Source organism: Variovorax sp. PBS-H4 (genome assembly GCF_901827205.1).
Taxonomy (GTDB): Bacteria; Pseudomonadota; Gammaproteobacteria; order Burkholderiales; family Burkholderiaceae_C; genus Variovorax.
The window spans coordinates 3,723,009-3,736,177 of record NZ_LR594675.1; the positions used below are offsets into that span (position 1 = coordinate 3,723,009).

The window sequence follows — 13,169 nt, forward strand, 5'->3', positions numbered from 1 at the left end:
TCCGCCCACCGCGGCACGGCTCCGTTCAGAGCAGGACGATGTCGTACTGCCCTTGCCCCATCGCCGGCTCCGCCCGCAACGAAATCGGCTTTCCGATGAAGTCGCTCAGCCCGGCCAGGTGCTGGCTCTCCTCGTCGAGGAACAGCTCGATCACCTGCGGCGACGACACGATGCGGAATTCGCGCGGCGTGAACTGGCGCGCCTCGCGAAGGATCTCGCGCAGCACGTCGTAGGCCACGCTGCGCGCCGTCTTCACGATGCCCTGGCCATTGCAGGCCAGGCAAGGCTCGCACAGCATGTGGGCCAGCGACTCGCGGGTGCGCTTGCGCGTCATCTCCACCAGCCCCAGCTGGGAAAAGCCGCCGGCCGTGGTCTTGACGCGGTCGCGCGCCAGCTGCTTGCGGAACTCGGCGAGCACCTGCTCCCGGTGGTCGTCACGCACCATGTCGATGAAGTCGACGATGATGATCCCGCCCAGGTTGCGCAGGCGCAATTGCCGTGCAATGGCTTGCGCGGCCTCCAGGTTGGTCTTGAAGATGGTGTCGTCGAAGTTGCGTGCGCCGACGTACCCACCAGTGTTGACGTCGATGGTGGTGAGCGCCTCGGTCTGGTCGACCACCAGGTAGCCGCCGGACTTCAGTTCAACCCGCCGCCCGAGCGCCTTTGCGATCTCCTCGTCGATCGAATAGAGGTCGAAGATCGGACGCTCGCCCTTGTAGAGCTGCAGCTTGCCCGCCGCCTGCGGCATGAACTCGAGGCCGAACTTCAGCAGCGCGTCGAACTGCTCGCGCGAGTCGATGCGGATGGTCTGCGTGTCCTCGGTGGTCATGTCGCGCAGCACGCGCTGCAGCAGGCTCAGGTCCTGGTGGAGCAGCGACATCGGCGGCATGCGGGTGGACAGCTCGCGGATGCGCGACCAGGTCTTGCGCAGGTAGGCGATGTCCTCCGCCAGCTCGGCGTCGCTCGAATCCTCGCCGTTGGTGCGCAGGATGAAACCGCCGGTGGCCTCCGGTACCACTCCGCCGGCGCCGGCCGCGGCGGCCGCCTCGATCAGTGCCTGCATGCGCCTGCGCAGCGCATCGCGAAGATCGGGCGGAATCTTCTGCGAGACACCCACGTGGTTGTCCTGCGGCAGGAAGACCAGCAGCCGGCCCGCGATGCTGATCTGGGTCGACAGGCGCGCGCCCTTCGTGCCGATCGGGTCCTTGATCACCTGCACGAGCAGCGACTGGCCTTCGAACACCTGCTTTTCGATGGGGACCGCTGCCCCGCCGTTGCGCCCGTCCCGATCGAGTGCCGCGGCGCTCGGCCGCGAGCCGGGCGTAAAAGGCGCGACGATGTCGGCCACATGCAGGAAGGCCGTGCGGTCCAGGCCGATGTCGATGAAGGCGGACTGCATGCCGGGCAGCACGCGCGAGACCTTGCCGAGATACACGTTGCCGACCAGCCCGCGTTCCAGCGTGCGCTCCACGTGGAGCTCCTGCACGGCGCCGTGCTCCACCAGCGCAACACGGGTCTCCTGCGGAGACCAGTTGATCAGGATGTCTTGCATCTTCTTTCCGCGGCCCTGCTACAACGCGAAGCCGGCCTGGCGCAGCAACTGGGCAGTCTCGAACATCGGGAGCCCCATGATGCCCGAATGCGAGCCGCTGATGTGCTCCACGAAAGCAGCTGCCCTGCCCTGGATGGCATAAGCCCCTGCCTTGCCGTCGGGCTCGCCGCTGGCGACATAGGCCGCGATGCGCCGCTTCTCGATGGCGGCGAAGCGCACTCGCGACACGCTGAGCGCGGCGTCCCGACGCCGCCCGTGCTGCAGCGCCACCGCCGTCAGCACCCGGTGCGTGCGGCCGGAGAGCAGCGCCAGCATGCGCTGTGCGTCCTGCGCATTCGCGGGCTTGCCCAGGATGGTGCGGCCGAAGGCGACCGTCGTATCGGCGCACAGCACGGGCGCCGGCGGCAGTCCCAAGCGCTGATGGCGCGCCACTGCTGCATCGAGCTTGAGTGCGGTGACGCGCTGCACGTAGGCGGTCGGCGATTCGCCGGGCTGCACGTGCTCCAGCGCCTCGGCGTCTTCCTCGGGGCCGGCCAGCAGCAGCTCATGCCTTACGCCGAGCTGGCCGAGCAGCTGCGCGCGGCGCGGGCTTTGGGATGCGAGATAGATGAAAGGGTCGGTCATTCGCGGTGGTACGGATGGCCGGCATTGACCGACCACGCCCGGTAGAGCTGCTCGACCAGCAGCACGCGGGCCATTGCATGAGGCAAAGTCAGGTCTGACAGCCGGATGCGCTCATGCGCCGCGGCTTTGAAGGCCGGGTCCAGCCCGTCGGGGCCGCCGATCACCAGCGCGACGTCGTCGCCGCCACCTTGCCATGCCTGCAGCCGGGCCGCGAGGGCCTTGGTGGTGAGCGCCGTGCCGCGCTCGTCCAGCACCACGATGCGCATGCCCTTGGCAATGGCTGCCTCGATGCGCTCGCGCTCGGCGGCATACAGGGTCTCGAGGGTCTTGGAACCCCGCGGCTCGGTCTTGACGGCGCGCAGCTCGAGCTTCAGCTCGGGCGGGAAGCGCTTGGCATAGTCGTCCCAGGCGGTCTGAGCCCAGTCGGGCACACGCTGCCCGACCGCGACCACCAGCAGCTTCATGCGCGCGCCGTGGTCTTGCGAGGCGCCTTCTTCGCCGGAGTCGCCTTCTTGGCGGCAGCCTTCTTGGCCGGTGCCTTGTTCACGACAACGGTCTTGACCGGCGCCTTGCTCGCCGGTGCCTTCCTGGCCGATGTCTTCTTGGCCGCCGGCTTGGGCTTGGCGGCCGCGTCCGCCGCGCGCTGCGCTGTCTTGGCTGCGCTGGAACGCCTCAGCGAAGGCGAGGTCTTGGCGGCAACAGGCGGCTTCTCCTCGGCCGGCCGCGCAGCGGCCGGCTTCGCGGCGCCCAGCTTGGTGCGCACCGGCTTGTCGCCCCAGATCTCCTCGAGGTGGTAGTACTGGCGGATGGCCGGCTGCATGATGTGCGCCACCGCAGCGCCGCAGTCGACGATGATCCACTCCCCGTTGTCCTCGCCCTCGACGCGCGGCTTGTTGAAGCCGGCATCACGCACGGCATCGCGCACGCTGGCAGCCAGCGCCTTGGTCTGGCGGTTGGAGGTGCCCGACGCGACGATCACGCGCTCGAACAGCGGCGAGAGGTGCTCGGTGTCGAAGACCTGGATGTTCTGCGCCTTGACGTCCTCGAGGCCATCGATGATGGCCCTCTGGAGTTTCTGGGTGTCTTTCTTGGCGGCGGCTTCAGTACTCATCAGGTGGAACGGTAGAGGTGGTGTTGGTCAATATAGCGTGCAACTGCCGGCGGAACCAGTTGAAAAAGGTCCTGGCCCTGCGCGGCGCGCGTCCGGACTTCGGTGGCGCTGGTGTCCATCGGCGCGAGCATGAGGTTTTCGAAGCGGGCGCCGGGAGGAAGATCCGGCAGTTCATGAGGATCGAAAGGGGTTCCGTCCGCGGTGCCGGGGCGGCGAGCGACCGCGACGACGGCCATTTCCAGGATCTCGCGCCAACCGTGCCACTGGGGAAGCCACGCCGCCTGGTCGGCACCCATGATCAGCACCAGTTCGGCCGCGGGGTGTTCCTGCTGCAGCTCGCGCAGGGTGTCGAGCGTGTAGGTGGGGCCGGCGCGGCGCAGCTCGCGTGCGTCGACGACGGCGCCCGGCAGCGCCTCGAAGGCCAGCTGCGCCATCGCGAGGCGGGAGGCGCCGCCGCTCAGCGCGCGCTTCTTGTGCCAGGCATCGCCCGTCGGGAAGATGCGCAGCTCAGCCAGCCCCAGCTGCGCCAGCGCAGCCTGCACCAGTGCGACATGCGCGTTGTGCGGCGGGTCGAAGGCACCGCCGAACACGCCGATACGGAGCCGGTTCAGAGCCATTCGCGGCGCACGATGAAGTCGCTGTAGAGTGCCGCTTCCGGCGTGCCCGGCTCGGGCTCGCGGCGATAGGCCCAGCTGGCCTGCGGCGGCATCGACAGCAGGATCGATTCGGTGCGCCCGCCCGACTGCAGCCCGAAATGCGTGCCGCGGTCCCAGACCAGGTTGAACTCCACGTAGCGCCCACGCCGGTAGAGCTGGAAGGCGCGCTCGCGCTCGCCATGGGGCATGGCGCGGCGGCGCTCGACGATCGGCAGGTAGGCCGGCAGGAAGGCATCGCCCACCGCACGCAGCATGGCGAAGCTTTGCTCGAAGCCCAGCTCAGCGAAGTCGTCGAAAAAGATGCCGCCGACGCCGCGCTGCTCGTTGCGGTGCTTGAGGAAGAAATACTCGTCGCACCAGGTCTTGAAGCGCGGGTACTTGTCCGCGCCGAACGGCGCCAGCGCATCGCGGCAGCCGCGATGGAAATGCACCGCGTCTTCCTCGAAGCCGTAGCAGGGCGTCAGGTCCATGCCGCCGCCGAACCAGCACACCGGCTCGCCCCGCGGCGGCAGCGCGGCCAGCATGCGCACGTTCATGTGCACCGTGGGCACGTAGGGGTTGCGCGGATGGAACACCAGCGAGACGCCCATGGCCTCGAAGGGCGCGCCGGCGAGCTCGGGCCGGTGCTGGGTGGCCGAGGGCGGCAGCTTCGGGCCGCGCACCTCCGAAAAGCCGCAACCGGCACGCTCGAACAGCGCGCCTTCCTCCAGGATGCAGGTCAGGCCGCTGCCCTGCAGCGGCTCACCGGGCGCCTTCTGCCAGGGGTCGCGCAGGCAAGGCGTGCCGTCGGCGGCCTCGACCGCGGCCACGATGCGCTGCTGCAGCCCGCGCAGGTAGTCGCCGACCATTCGCCGTGGGTCTGGCATCAGCCGTGGGGCGTGCGCACCTGAACGGCGCGGTGCCCGATGTCCTTGCGGTACTGCGCGCCATCGAAATGGACGCGCGCCGCCAGCGCGTAGGCGCGCTGCTGCGCCTGCTTCACGCTGTCGGCCAGCACGGTGACGCAGAGAACGCGTCCGCCACTGGTCTTGAGCTCGCCGTCTTCGAACGTGGTGCCGGCGTGGAAGACCACCGCGTCGGGCGCCTCGGGCGGAATGCCGTGGATGGCATCGCCCTTGCGCGGCGACAACGGATAGCCGTGCGCCGCCATTACCACGCCCAGCGCGACGCGACGGTCCCATTCGAGTTCGATCTGGTCCAGCGTGCCGTCGGTGGCGTGCCAGAACACCTCGAAGAGGTCGGACTTGAGCCGCATCATGATTGGCTGGGTCTCGGGGTCGCCCATGCGGCAGTTGAACTCGAGCGTCCTGGGATGGCCCGCGGCGTCGATCATCAGGCCGGCGTAGAGGAAGCCGGTGTAGGGGATCCCGTCCTTTTCCATGCCGCGGATGGTCGGCAGGATGATCTCGCGCATGGCGCGCGCATGCACCTCGGCCGTGACCACCGGCGCCGGCGAATAGGCGCCCATGCCGCCCGTGTTGGGACCCTGGTCGCCGTCCTGCAGGCGCTTGTGGTCCTGGCTGGTGGCGAGCGCCGTGACGTTCACGCCGTCGCACAGCACGATGAAGCTGGCCTCCTCGCCCTGCAGGAAATCTTCGATGACGACGCGCGGCGAAGCCTTGCCGTCTTCGCCTTCGTTGTGGGAGATGCCCAGCTTGTTGTCCAAGAGCATGAAGTCGATCGCCTCGTGCGCCTCCGCCAGCGTCGTCGCGACGACCACGCCCTTGCCCGCCGCCAAACCGTCGGCCTTGATGACGATGGGCACGCCCTTGGCATCCACGTAGGCATGGGCTGCGGCAGGGTGGGTGAAGGCCTCGTACTCGGCCGTGGGAATCTTGTGCCGCTTCATGAAGGCCTTGGAGAAGGCCTTGGAGCTTTCCAGCTGGGCCGCTGCCTTGGTCGGCCCGAAGATGCGCAGCCCGTGCGCGCGGAACTCGTCGACCACGCCGGCCGCCAGCGGCGCCTCGGGACCGACGACCGTCAGCGCGATTTTTTCCTGCAGCGCCCAGGCCCGCAGTGCCGCGGGTTCGGCAATGTCGATGCACTCGTAGCGCGAATCGGCGCGCGTACCGCCGTTGCCTGGCGCCACATAGACGCGGCTCACGCGCGCGGCCTGGGCCAGTCGCCATGCCAGTGCGTGCTCCCGGCCCCCTCCCCCGATCACCAGTACCTTCATTCGCGGGCTTTCATGGGCGCTTCCTTACTCGGAAAGCGCCGCGTTGTGATAGACATCCTGCACGTCGTCGAGGTCCTCGAGGACATCGAGCAGCTTCTGCATCTTCGCGGCGTCTTCGCCGGCGAGCTCGATGGTGTTCTCGGCACGCATCGTGACCTCGGCCACTTCGGGCTTGAGGCCGGCGGCCTCCAGGGCGTCGCGCACGGACTCGAAGTCACCAGGTGCCGTCAGCACCTCGATGGCGCCGTCTTCGTCGGTCACGACGTCCTCGGCGCCGGCCTCGAGCGCGACTTCCATCACCTTGTCTTCGCTGGTCCCGGGTGCGAAGACCAATTGCCCGCAATGCTTGAACTGGAAGGCGACCGAGCCTTCGGTGCCCATATTGCCGCCGTGCTTGCCGAAGGCATGGCGCACCTCGGCCACCGTGCGCACGCGGTTGTCGGTCATGGTGTCGACGATGATGGCAGCGCCGCCGATGCCGTAGCCCTCGTAGCGGATCTCCTCGTAGCTCACGCCTTCGAGGTTGCCGGTGGCCTTGTCGATGTTGCGCTTGATGGTGTCGGCCGGCAGGTTGACCGCCTTGGCTTTGTCGACCGCCAGCCGAAGCCGGGGGTTGGCGCTCAGGTCGCCGCCGCCGGCCTTTGCAGCAACCATGATTTCACGGATCGCACGGGTCCAGAGCTTGCCGCGCTTCTCGTCCTGCCGGCCCTTCCTGTGCTGAATGTTCGCCCATTTGCTGTGTCCGGCCATGGCAGTCTTCTCGCAATCTCGTGTTTCTAAGCAGGTAGCGAGTTTACTGTCGGGCGCGCACGACAGCCCCGCGTCCTGCAGCGGGAGCATCGATCCTTTTTGGGATAATCCGCCGCTGATGCGCCAGGTCAGTACGGGCATCTCCCGGTTTCCATCCCCTTCACAGCGCATGAATATTCCTCCAACAACGAATGCCGAAGCCGCCGCGCCCGCGCACCAGGCCTGCGACGTCCTCGTGATCGGCGGTGGTCCCGCCGGCTCCACGGCCGCGGCGCTGTTGGCGCAGCAGGGCCGCAACGTCGTGCTGCTCGAAAAGGCGCACCATCCGCGTTTCCACATCGGCGAATCGCTCCTGCCGGCAAACGTGCAGCTGTTCGACCGGCTCGGCCTGCGCGAGGAGATCGAGCGCATCGGCATGCCCAAGTGGGGCGTCGAATTCGTCTCTCCCGACCACGAGCACGTCGCGATGGTGGAGTTTGCCGACGCCTGGGACAAGACCATGCCCTACGCCTGGCAGGTTCGCCGCTCCGAGATGGACGAGATCCTGTTCCGCAACGCCACCGCCCGGGGCGCGGAGACGATCGAAGGCTGCCACGTGCGTGACGTCCAGTTCGACGCCGATGGCGCCACCGTGACTGCCCGCCTCGCCGACGGCGCCACGCGCAGCTGGCGAGCCCGCTTTGTGCTCGACGCCTCGGGGCGCGACACCTTCCTGTCGAACAAACTCAAGGCCAAGCAGAAGAACCCCAAGCACAACAGCTCGGCCCTCTTCGGCCACTTCACGAACGCCGACCGGCTGCCGGGCAAGCTCGAGGGCAACATCACCATCTTCTGGTTCGCGCACGGCTGGTTCTGGTACATCCCGCTGGCGGACGGCACCACCAGTGTCGGTGCCGTCTGCTGGCCCTATTACCTCAAGTCGCGCACCAAGCCGGTGAAGGACTTCTTCGCCGACACCATTGCGCTGTGCCCGCAGCTCGCCGCGCGCCTGTCCAACGCCACGCTGGTCGACGATGCGGTCTACGCCACCGGCAACTACTCCTACACCAGCACTCATTGCAGCGGCGAGCGCTACCTGATGCTGGGCGACGCCTACAGCTTCATCGACCCGGTGTTCTCCTCGGGGGTGTACCTGGCGATGTACAGCGCCTTCGAGGGCGCCGAGGTGGTCGCTGCCGCGCTCGACCGTCCCGCCGAGGCGGCCGCGGCCCGGCAACGCTTCGAGCGTGACATGCGCAGGGGCCCCCGCGAGTTCTCCTGGTTCATCTTCCGCGTGACCAACCCGACCATCCGCGAGTTCTTCATGTATCCGCAGAACCCGTTCCGCGTGAAGGAAGCGCTGCTGTCGCTGCTGGCCGGCGACATCTACGGCAAGACGCCGATCTGGCGTTCGCTGCGGCTGCTCAAGGCCCTGTACTACCTGGTGTCCGCAGGCCATCCGCTGCGCACCTGGCAGTCCTGGCAGCGGCGGCGCCGGAACATCCGCGACCTCGGGCCGCTCGCCGGCGAAAACGTTGTAGAGGCACGGTGAGCGCCGCCCGGCCGCCCGAAGGCGCGAAGGCCCCCTGGGGGGGCAGCGCGGTACACGAAGTGACAAGCGTGGGGGCGCTATCGTGCGCCGCCCGGCCGCCCGAAGGCGCGAAGGCCCCCTGGGGGGGCAGCGCAGTACACGAAGTGACAAGCGTGGGGGCTGCTCTGTGAGCGCGCGCGACTTCAACGGAGTGCCGCCGCTGCGCGTCGAGCGACTGTCGCTGTCGGAAAGCCTGGCGCTGTCCTCCGGCGGGCCTCCCCCTTTCGGCGCACTGGGCTATGGCACACCGGATCACCTGTCCTGGATGCCCACAGTCAACGCCCGCGTGCTTTCCGAGGCCGGGGCGATGGCCGACGTGTGGCACGCCAGCGAACCCATCGAATCCGGCACCACCGGCGGGGTGCGCTGGCGCTGCGACGGCCACTGGATGCTGGGCGCCATCGAGCTCGACGAGGCGCGCGAAGGAGTCGGCCTGACCGAGCTGGCCCACCGCGCCTATCGCGACCTGTTCCAGTCGCTCGCACAGACCGGCTGCAACCACGTGCTGCGCATCTGGAACTACCTGCCGCGCATCAACGCCGACGGCGGCGGCCTCGAACGCTACCGCCAGTTCAACCTGGGCCGCCAGCAGGCCTTCGTCGAGTCCGGCCAAGCCGCCTTCGAAGGTGCGCCGGCCGCCTGTGCCCTGGGCATCCATCAAGGTGCGCTGTGCATCCGCTTCCTGGCCGGCCGCGTGGCACCCATGCCAGTAGAAAACCCACGGCAGGTCTCGGCGTACCACTATCCGCCCGCCTATGGCCCGCGCTCGCCGACCTTCTCGCGCGCCGCACTGGCCGAAATCGGGGGCGGCAACGTGGCGCTGTTCATCTCGGGTACCGCCAGCATCGTCGGGCACGAGACAGTGCATCTGGGCGATGTGCGTGCGCAGACCGAGGAGACGCTGCGCAACCTCGAAGCCGTGATCGCCGCCGCCAACGAACGCGGCTCCGCACGTTTCGGCGTCGACGCAATCGATGCAGTGGTCTACGTGCGCCACGACGCCGACACGCCGATCGTGCGCGAGGTGCTCGAGCGCAAGCTGGGCGTCCATTCCCACACGCTGCGCCACGCGGTCCACCTGGAAGCGGACATCTGCCGCCAGGAGCTGCTGGTGGAGATCGAAGCCCATGCCGTCGCCGGCGGCTCATTGGGCACGCCCGGCAAGGCGTGAACAAAACCGGGCTCACCATGAAGCGCCTGCTGCGCTGGACCTTCTCCCTCCCGCTCGCGTTGCTGCTGTACGCCCTGCTGGCGCTGCTGGGCATCATCTCGCTGACCTGGAACCTGGCCGCGATGCTGCTCTACCCGGTGCTGCCCGCGCGTACGGGCCGCGCACTCGGCCGGCGCGTCATCGCGCTGGCCTACCGTGCGTTCTGGGGCACCGCCTCGGCGGCAGGAATGATGCGCATCGACGCCAGCTGCCTCGACACGCTGCGGGAAGAGCGCGGGGTGATCTTCGTCGCCAACCACCCGACCATGCTCGATGCCCTGCTGCTGGTGGCGCGCCTGCCGCGCAGCGCCTGCATCATGAAAGCCGACCTGATGCGCAACATCTTCCTCGGCGCCGGGGCGCGGCTCGCACGCTACATCCGCAACGATTCAGCGCGCACGATGGTCCGGCTCGCGGTCGAGGACCTGAAGGCAGGCGGCCAGCTGGTGATCTTCCCCGAAGGCACGCGCACCGGGACGCCGCCGCTCAACCCCTTTCGCCCGGGCGTCACGCTGATCGCCAAGCTGGCGCAGGCACCGATCCAGACCGTGTTCATCGACACCGACTCGCCTTACCTCGCCAAGGGCTGGCCGCTGTGGCGCGTGCCGCCGCTGCCGATCGTCTTCACGCTCCGGCTCGGCCGGCGTTTCGCGCCCCAGCAGGACAGCGACCGGCTGTTGCGCGAGATCGAACAATATTTCAGACACCCCACGGAACAGCGCGCCACCGACGCGCAGCCCGCATGCCAGCAGCCTCGCGCACCCACCTTGTCCTGATCCCCAGCTACAACACTGGCGAACGGCTGTTCTCCACCGTCAGCGCGGCCCGCGCCCAATGGAACCCGGTCTGGGTGGTGGTCGACGGCAGTACCGACGGCACCGCCGAGCGGCTGCAACAGATGGCTGCGGCCGACCCCGGGCTGCGCGTCTGGGTGCTGCCGCACAACCAGGGCAAGGGCGCGGCCGTGCTGCACGGGCTGCGGGCAGCGCAAGCGGCGGGCTACACGCACGCGCTCACCATGGATTCGGACGGACAGCATCCGGCCGACCTGATCCCCGCTTTCATGCAGGCCTCGCAGGCCCGGCCCGAAACGATGGTGCTGGGGCGCCCGGTCTTCGACGCCTCGGCACCGCTGCTGCGCGTGCGCGGGCGCAAGGTCTCCAACGGCTGGACCCAGCTCGAAACGATGTTCGCCGGCGTCGGGGACTCGCTCTACGGCTTCCGGGTCTACCCGGTGTCGCCGCTGATCGCCATCATGGAACGCCAGCCGTGGATGCGCCGCTTCGACTTCGACACCGAGGCCGTCGTGCGCCTGGCCTGGCGAGGGGTCAAGCCGGTCAACATCGATGCGCCTGTCAAGTACCTCAGCGCCGAGGAAGGCGGGGTCTCGCACTTCCGCTATCTGCGCGACAACGCCCTGCTGACGTGGATGCACACGCGGCTGATGGCCGAGTTCGTGCTGCGCCTGCCAAGCCTGCTGTTGCGCCGGGTGCGGCGAGCGCCGCCGTTCCAGCGCTGACGAACGAGGCCCGTTCGAGCGCGCGATCGATCTCAGGCCATCCCGCCGTTGATCGAGATGATCTGTCCCGTGATGTAGGCCGCTTCCTCGCTGGCCAGGAAACCCGCAAGCGCCGCCACTTCTTCCGGCTTGCCGGCCCGCTTCACCGGCACCAGCTGGTCGATCATGGCCTTGTCGAAACTGCCCTCGGCCATCGGCGAGGCGATGATGCCGGGGGCGATGGCATTCACCGTGACGCCGCGCGCCGCGACCTCGAGCGACAGCGCCTTGGTCGCGCTGTTGAGCGCACCCTTCGCCGCCGCATAGTTGACCTGGCCGCGATTGCCGGTCAGGGACGCCACCGACGACATGTTGATGATCCGGCCCCAGCGCGTGCGCAGCATGGGCAGCAGCAAGGGCTGCGTGACGCGGAAGAAGCCGTTGAGCGAAACGTCGATCACCTTGTGCCACTGCGCCGCGCGCATGCCGGGCAGCACCGCGTCGTCGTGCACGCCCGCATTGTTGACGAGGATCTGCACGGGGCCGCCCGCCAGGATGCGCTCGCAGGCGGCGCTGCAGGCCTCGTCGCTGCCGAGGTCGAAGACATGGCATTCGGCCTGTCCCCCGGAGGCCGTGATGGCGGCAGCCAGTTCCTCGATGGCCTGGGGCCTGGAGTTGGCATGCAGCAGCACCGTGGCGCCATCGCGCGCCAGTCGCTGCGCGACGGCCGTGCCGAGCGCGCCGCTGGCGCCGGTGACCAATGCACGTTTTCCGTTGAGGCTCATGAGAGATCCGCTTTCAGGTTTGCATGGGAAGCGGCGTGTTGAGCACGACCACCGCCCGGCCTTCGGCCAGCGCGCGCCCTGCTTCGTCCTTCACCGCGAATTCGTAGAGGACCTGGCTCGCGTCGCCCGAGACGCGCTGCGCATGCACATGCAACGGCCCGTCGACCTCGTCGAGCCGCGCGACGGCCAGCCGCACGTTTCGAGCGCTGGCCAGAAAGCCGGCCGAGGGCTCGCTGCCCTCCGGCGCAATGAGGCCCCCGTGCAAGGCCATGGCCTGTGCCGCGTACTCGATGGCATTGGGGGACAGCAGGCCGCCCGCCGTGCGCAGGGGATTGTCGGTGCGCCGGTGCGTGCCGGTCGTGCAATGGATGTGGTGGGCATCCCACGCCTCGAGGCGCTCCAGCAGACACATGCTGCCGCTGTGAGGGATCAGGCGCGCGATACCGGTCTGGTCCAGCTGTTGCACTGCATTCATGACGACGATGACTCCCGGGCCCGATCGGCCACCAGCAACACATTGGCGAAAGGCGTGCCCGCGCTCATCGGGATGCTCTGCACCGGCGAGAAGCCCAGCCCTTGCAGCAACCCCGTCCATTCGGACAGCGTCCGTCCCCAGGTGGGCGAGACGCGGTGACCGCGGATGCGGGTGACGGTGCGATCCACCCACTGGCTGACGGCAAAGCCGCGGCGGCTGGCCGCATCGCCCACGCGCAGCAGCAGCCGCCCCCCCGGTTGCAGCGCGCCGTGCACGCGGCGCAGCACGCCTTCCTGCGCGGCGTGGTCCACGTAATGCAGCACGTCGAGGATCACGACCAGGTCGCAGGCTGGCAGTGCCGCCTTGCACATGTCCTCGCAGACCAGGCGCGGCGCCGGCTCCAGGTGGCCGATGGAGGCTTGAGCGCGCGCCACGTCCTTGGGCATCAGCTCGATGCCGGTGTATTCGGCCATGGCCGGCGTGGCGGCCCAGGCGGCAGGCCAGCCGCGGGGCTTCGCCTGCATGCCGGCCATGGCCGAAAGCAGGCTGGCAAACAGGCCCTGGCCGCAGCCGATGTCCACCACGCGGCGGCGGCGATCTCCGATCAGGCCGCGTTCGATCAGGCCGCGGAACACCGGGTCCCGGCCGAGCTTGCCGCGCGCGAAGTGCCAGGCAAAGCTGCCGGCTTTCTTGTACGGCGCGGTGGCCGCTTCATGCAATTGACGCCAGGCGGCGTCGGTCGAGAGACTGTCGTTCATGCAG

Annotated in this window: 15 protein-coding genes; 4 read left to right on the plus strand and 11 right to left on the minus strand. The window is 68.6% G+C overall.

Translation table 11 applies throughout. The annotated features are described in order from the left end of the window. Positions 1-25: 25 nt before the first annotated feature. From rng to E5CHR_RS17645, 8 genes are read right to left on the minus strand one after another with little or no spacing between them, the layout of a single operon-like run. Positions 26-1,552, minus strand: a complete 1,527-nt coding sequence (rng, locus tag E5CHR_RS17610; protein WP_162581040.1) for a ribonuclease G — start codon at positions 1,550-1,552, stop codon at positions 26-28. Between the two features lie 18 nt (positions 1,553-1,570). Continuing rightward, a complete protein-coding gene (locus E5CHR_RS17615; RefSeq protein ID WP_162581041.1) occupies positions 1,571-2,176 on the minus strand; it encodes a Maf family protein in 606 nt (201 codons plus the stop codon). Beyond that, positions 2,173-2,640 carry a 23S rRNA (pseudouridine(1915)-N(3))-methyltransferase RlmH gene (gene rlmH, locus E5CHR_RS17620; protein ID WP_162575182.1) on the minus strand — a complete coding sequence of 156 codons (468 nt, stop codon included), beginning with the start codon at positions 2,638-2,640 and terminating at the stop codon, positions 2,173-2,175. The genes E5CHR_RS17615 and rlmH overlap by 4 nt, the downstream gene beginning before the upstream one ends. Next, the gene (gene rsfS / locus E5CHR_RS17625; RefSeq protein WP_162581042.1) at positions 2,637-3,287 is read right to left on the minus strand and encodes a ribosome silencing factor; all 651 of its coding nucleotides are present in this window, start codon (positions 3,285-3,287) and stop codon (positions 2,637-2,639) included. Before rsfS ends, rlmH begins: the two co-directional genes overlap by 4 nt. After that, on the minus strand, positions 3,287-3,904 hold the full coding sequence (gene nadD, locus E5CHR_RS17630) for a nicotinate (nicotinamide) nucleotide adenylyltransferase (RefSeq protein ID WP_162581043.1): 618 nt from the start codon (positions 3,902-3,904) through the stop codon (positions 3,287-3,289). The genes rsfS and nadD overlap by 1 nt, the downstream gene beginning before the upstream one ends. Beyond that, complete coding sequence (gene hemF / locus E5CHR_RS17635) at positions 3,895-4,791, minus strand: oxygen-dependent coproporphyrinogen oxidase (RefSeq protein ID WP_232062099.1); 897 nt, start codon at positions 4,789-4,791, stop codon at positions 3,895-3,897. The genes nadD and hemF overlap by 10 nt, the downstream gene beginning before the upstream one ends. A gap of 17 nt (positions 4,792-4,808) precedes the next feature. Beyond that, positions 4,809-6,119 (minus strand): phosphoribosylamine--glycine ligase, encoded by a 1,311-nt coding sequence (gene purD / locus E5CHR_RS17640; RefSeq protein WP_162581045.1) that lies wholly within the window; start codon positions 6,117-6,119, stop codon positions 4,809-4,811. A 24-nt stretch (positions 6,120-6,143) separates the two neighbouring features. After that, a complete protein-coding gene (locus tag E5CHR_RS17645) occupies positions 6,144-6,869 on the minus strand; it encodes a YebC/PmpR family DNA-binding transcriptional regulator (protein WP_162581046.1) in 726 nt (241 codons plus the stop codon). A 169-nt stretch (positions 6,870-7,038) separates the two neighbouring features. Between E5CHR_RS17645 and E5CHR_RS17650 the strand changes: the two genes are divergently transcribed. The 4 genes from E5CHR_RS17650 (at position 7,039) to E5CHR_RS17665 (ending at position 11,168) form a co-directional block, all read left to right on the plus strand. Next, positions 7,039-8,400, plus strand: a complete 1,362-nt coding sequence (locus E5CHR_RS17650; protein WP_162581047.1) for an NAD(P)/FAD-dependent oxidoreductase — start codon at positions 7,039-7,041, stop codon at positions 8,398-8,400. Positions 8,401-8,566: 166 nt separating this feature from the next. After that, positions 8,567-9,610, plus strand: a complete 1,044-nt coding sequence (locus tag E5CHR_RS17655; protein ID WP_174255723.1) for a chorismate transformation enzyme, FkbO/Hyg5 family — start codon at positions 8,567-8,569, stop codon at positions 9,608-9,610. Next, complete coding sequence (locus E5CHR_RS17660) at positions 9,607-10,425, plus strand: lysophospholipid acyltransferase family protein (RefSeq protein ID WP_232062100.1); 819 nt, start codon at positions 9,607-9,609, stop codon at positions 10,423-10,425. The genes E5CHR_RS17655 and E5CHR_RS17660 overlap by 4 nt, the downstream gene beginning before the upstream one ends. Further along, a complete protein-coding gene (locus E5CHR_RS17665) occupies positions 10,392-11,168 on the plus strand; it encodes a glycosyltransferase family 2 protein (RefSeq protein ID WP_162581048.1) in 777 nt (258 codons plus the stop codon). The genes E5CHR_RS17660 and E5CHR_RS17665 overlap by 34 nt, the downstream gene beginning before the upstream one ends. A gap of 32 nt (positions 11,169-11,200) precedes the next feature. On the opposite strand, the gene fabG is transcribed toward E5CHR_RS17665, so the two are convergent. The 3 genes from fabG to E5CHR_RS17680 are packed head-to-tail and all read right to left on the minus strand — an operon-like array spanning position 11,201 to position 13,165. Next, on the minus strand, positions 11,201-11,932 hold the full coding sequence (fabG, locus tag E5CHR_RS17670) for a 3-oxoacyl-ACP reductase FabG (RefSeq protein ID WP_162581049.1): 732 nt from the start codon (positions 11,930-11,932) through the stop codon (positions 11,201-11,203). A 13-nt stretch (positions 11,933-11,945) separates the two neighbouring features. Continuing rightward, complete coding sequence (locus E5CHR_RS17675) at positions 11,946-12,407, minus strand: hydroxymyristoyl-ACP dehydratase (protein WP_162581050.1); 462 nt, start codon at positions 12,405-12,407, stop codon at positions 11,946-11,948. Next, positions 12,404-13,165 (minus strand): class I SAM-dependent methyltransferase, encoded by a 762-nt coding sequence (locus E5CHR_RS17680; RefSeq protein ID WP_162581051.1) that lies wholly within the window; start codon positions 13,163-13,165, stop codon positions 12,404-12,406. Before E5CHR_RS17680 ends, E5CHR_RS17675 begins: the two co-directional genes overlap by 4 nt. Positions 13,166-13,169 lie beyond the last annotated feature (4 nt).

Bases quoted from the DNA above. Each gene is read 5' to 3' on its own strand.
- rng (WP_162581040.1), bottom strand. From the start codon at position 1,552: ATGCAAGACATCCTGATCAACTGGTCTCCGCAGGAGACCCGTGTTGCG.
- E5CHR_RS17615 (WP_162581041.1), bottom strand. From the start codon at position 2,176: ATGACCGACCCTTTCATCTATCTCGCATCCCAAAGCCCGCGCCGCGCG.
- rlmH (WP_162575182.1), bottom strand. From the start codon at position 2,640: ATGAAGCTGCTGGTGGTCGCGGTCGGGCAGCGTGTGCCCGACTGGGCT.
- rsfS (WP_162581042.1), bottom strand. From the start codon at position 3,287: ATGAGTACTGAAGCCGCCGCCAAGAAAGACACCCAGAAACTCCAGAGG.
- nadD (WP_162581043.1), bottom strand. From the start codon at position 3,904: ATGGCTCTGAACCGGCTCCGTATCGGCGTGTTCGGCGGTGCCTTCGAC.
- hemF (WP_232062099.1), bottom strand. From the start codon at position 4,791: ATGGTCGGCGACTACCTGCGCGGGCTGCAGCAGCGCATCGTGGCCGCG.
- purD (WP_162581045.1), bottom strand. From the start codon at position 6,119: ATGAAGGTACTGGTGATCGGGGGAGGGGGCCGGGAGCACGCACTGGCA.
- E5CHR_RS17645 (WP_162581046.1), bottom strand. From the start codon at position 6,869: ATGGCCGGACACAGCAAATGGGCGAACATTCAGCACAGGAAGGGCCGG.
- E5CHR_RS17650 (WP_162581047.1), top strand. From the start codon at position 7,039: ATGAATATTCCTCCAACAACGAATGCCGAAGCCGCCGCGCCCGCGCAC.
- E5CHR_RS17665 (WP_162581048.1), top strand. From the start codon at position 10,392: ATGCCAGCAGCCTCGCGCACCCACCTTGTCCTGATCCCCAGCTACAAC.
- fabG (WP_162581049.1), bottom strand. From the start codon at position 11,932: ATGAGCCTCAACGGAAAACGTGCATTGGTCACCGGCGCCAGCGGCGCG.
- E5CHR_RS17675 (WP_162581050.1), bottom strand. From the start codon at position 12,407: ATGAATGCAGTGCAACAGCTGGACCAGACCGGTATCGCGCGCCTGATC.
- E5CHR_RS17680 (WP_162581051.1), bottom strand. From the start codon at position 13,165: ATGAACGACAGTCTCTCGACCGACGCCGCCTGGCGTCAATTGCATGAA.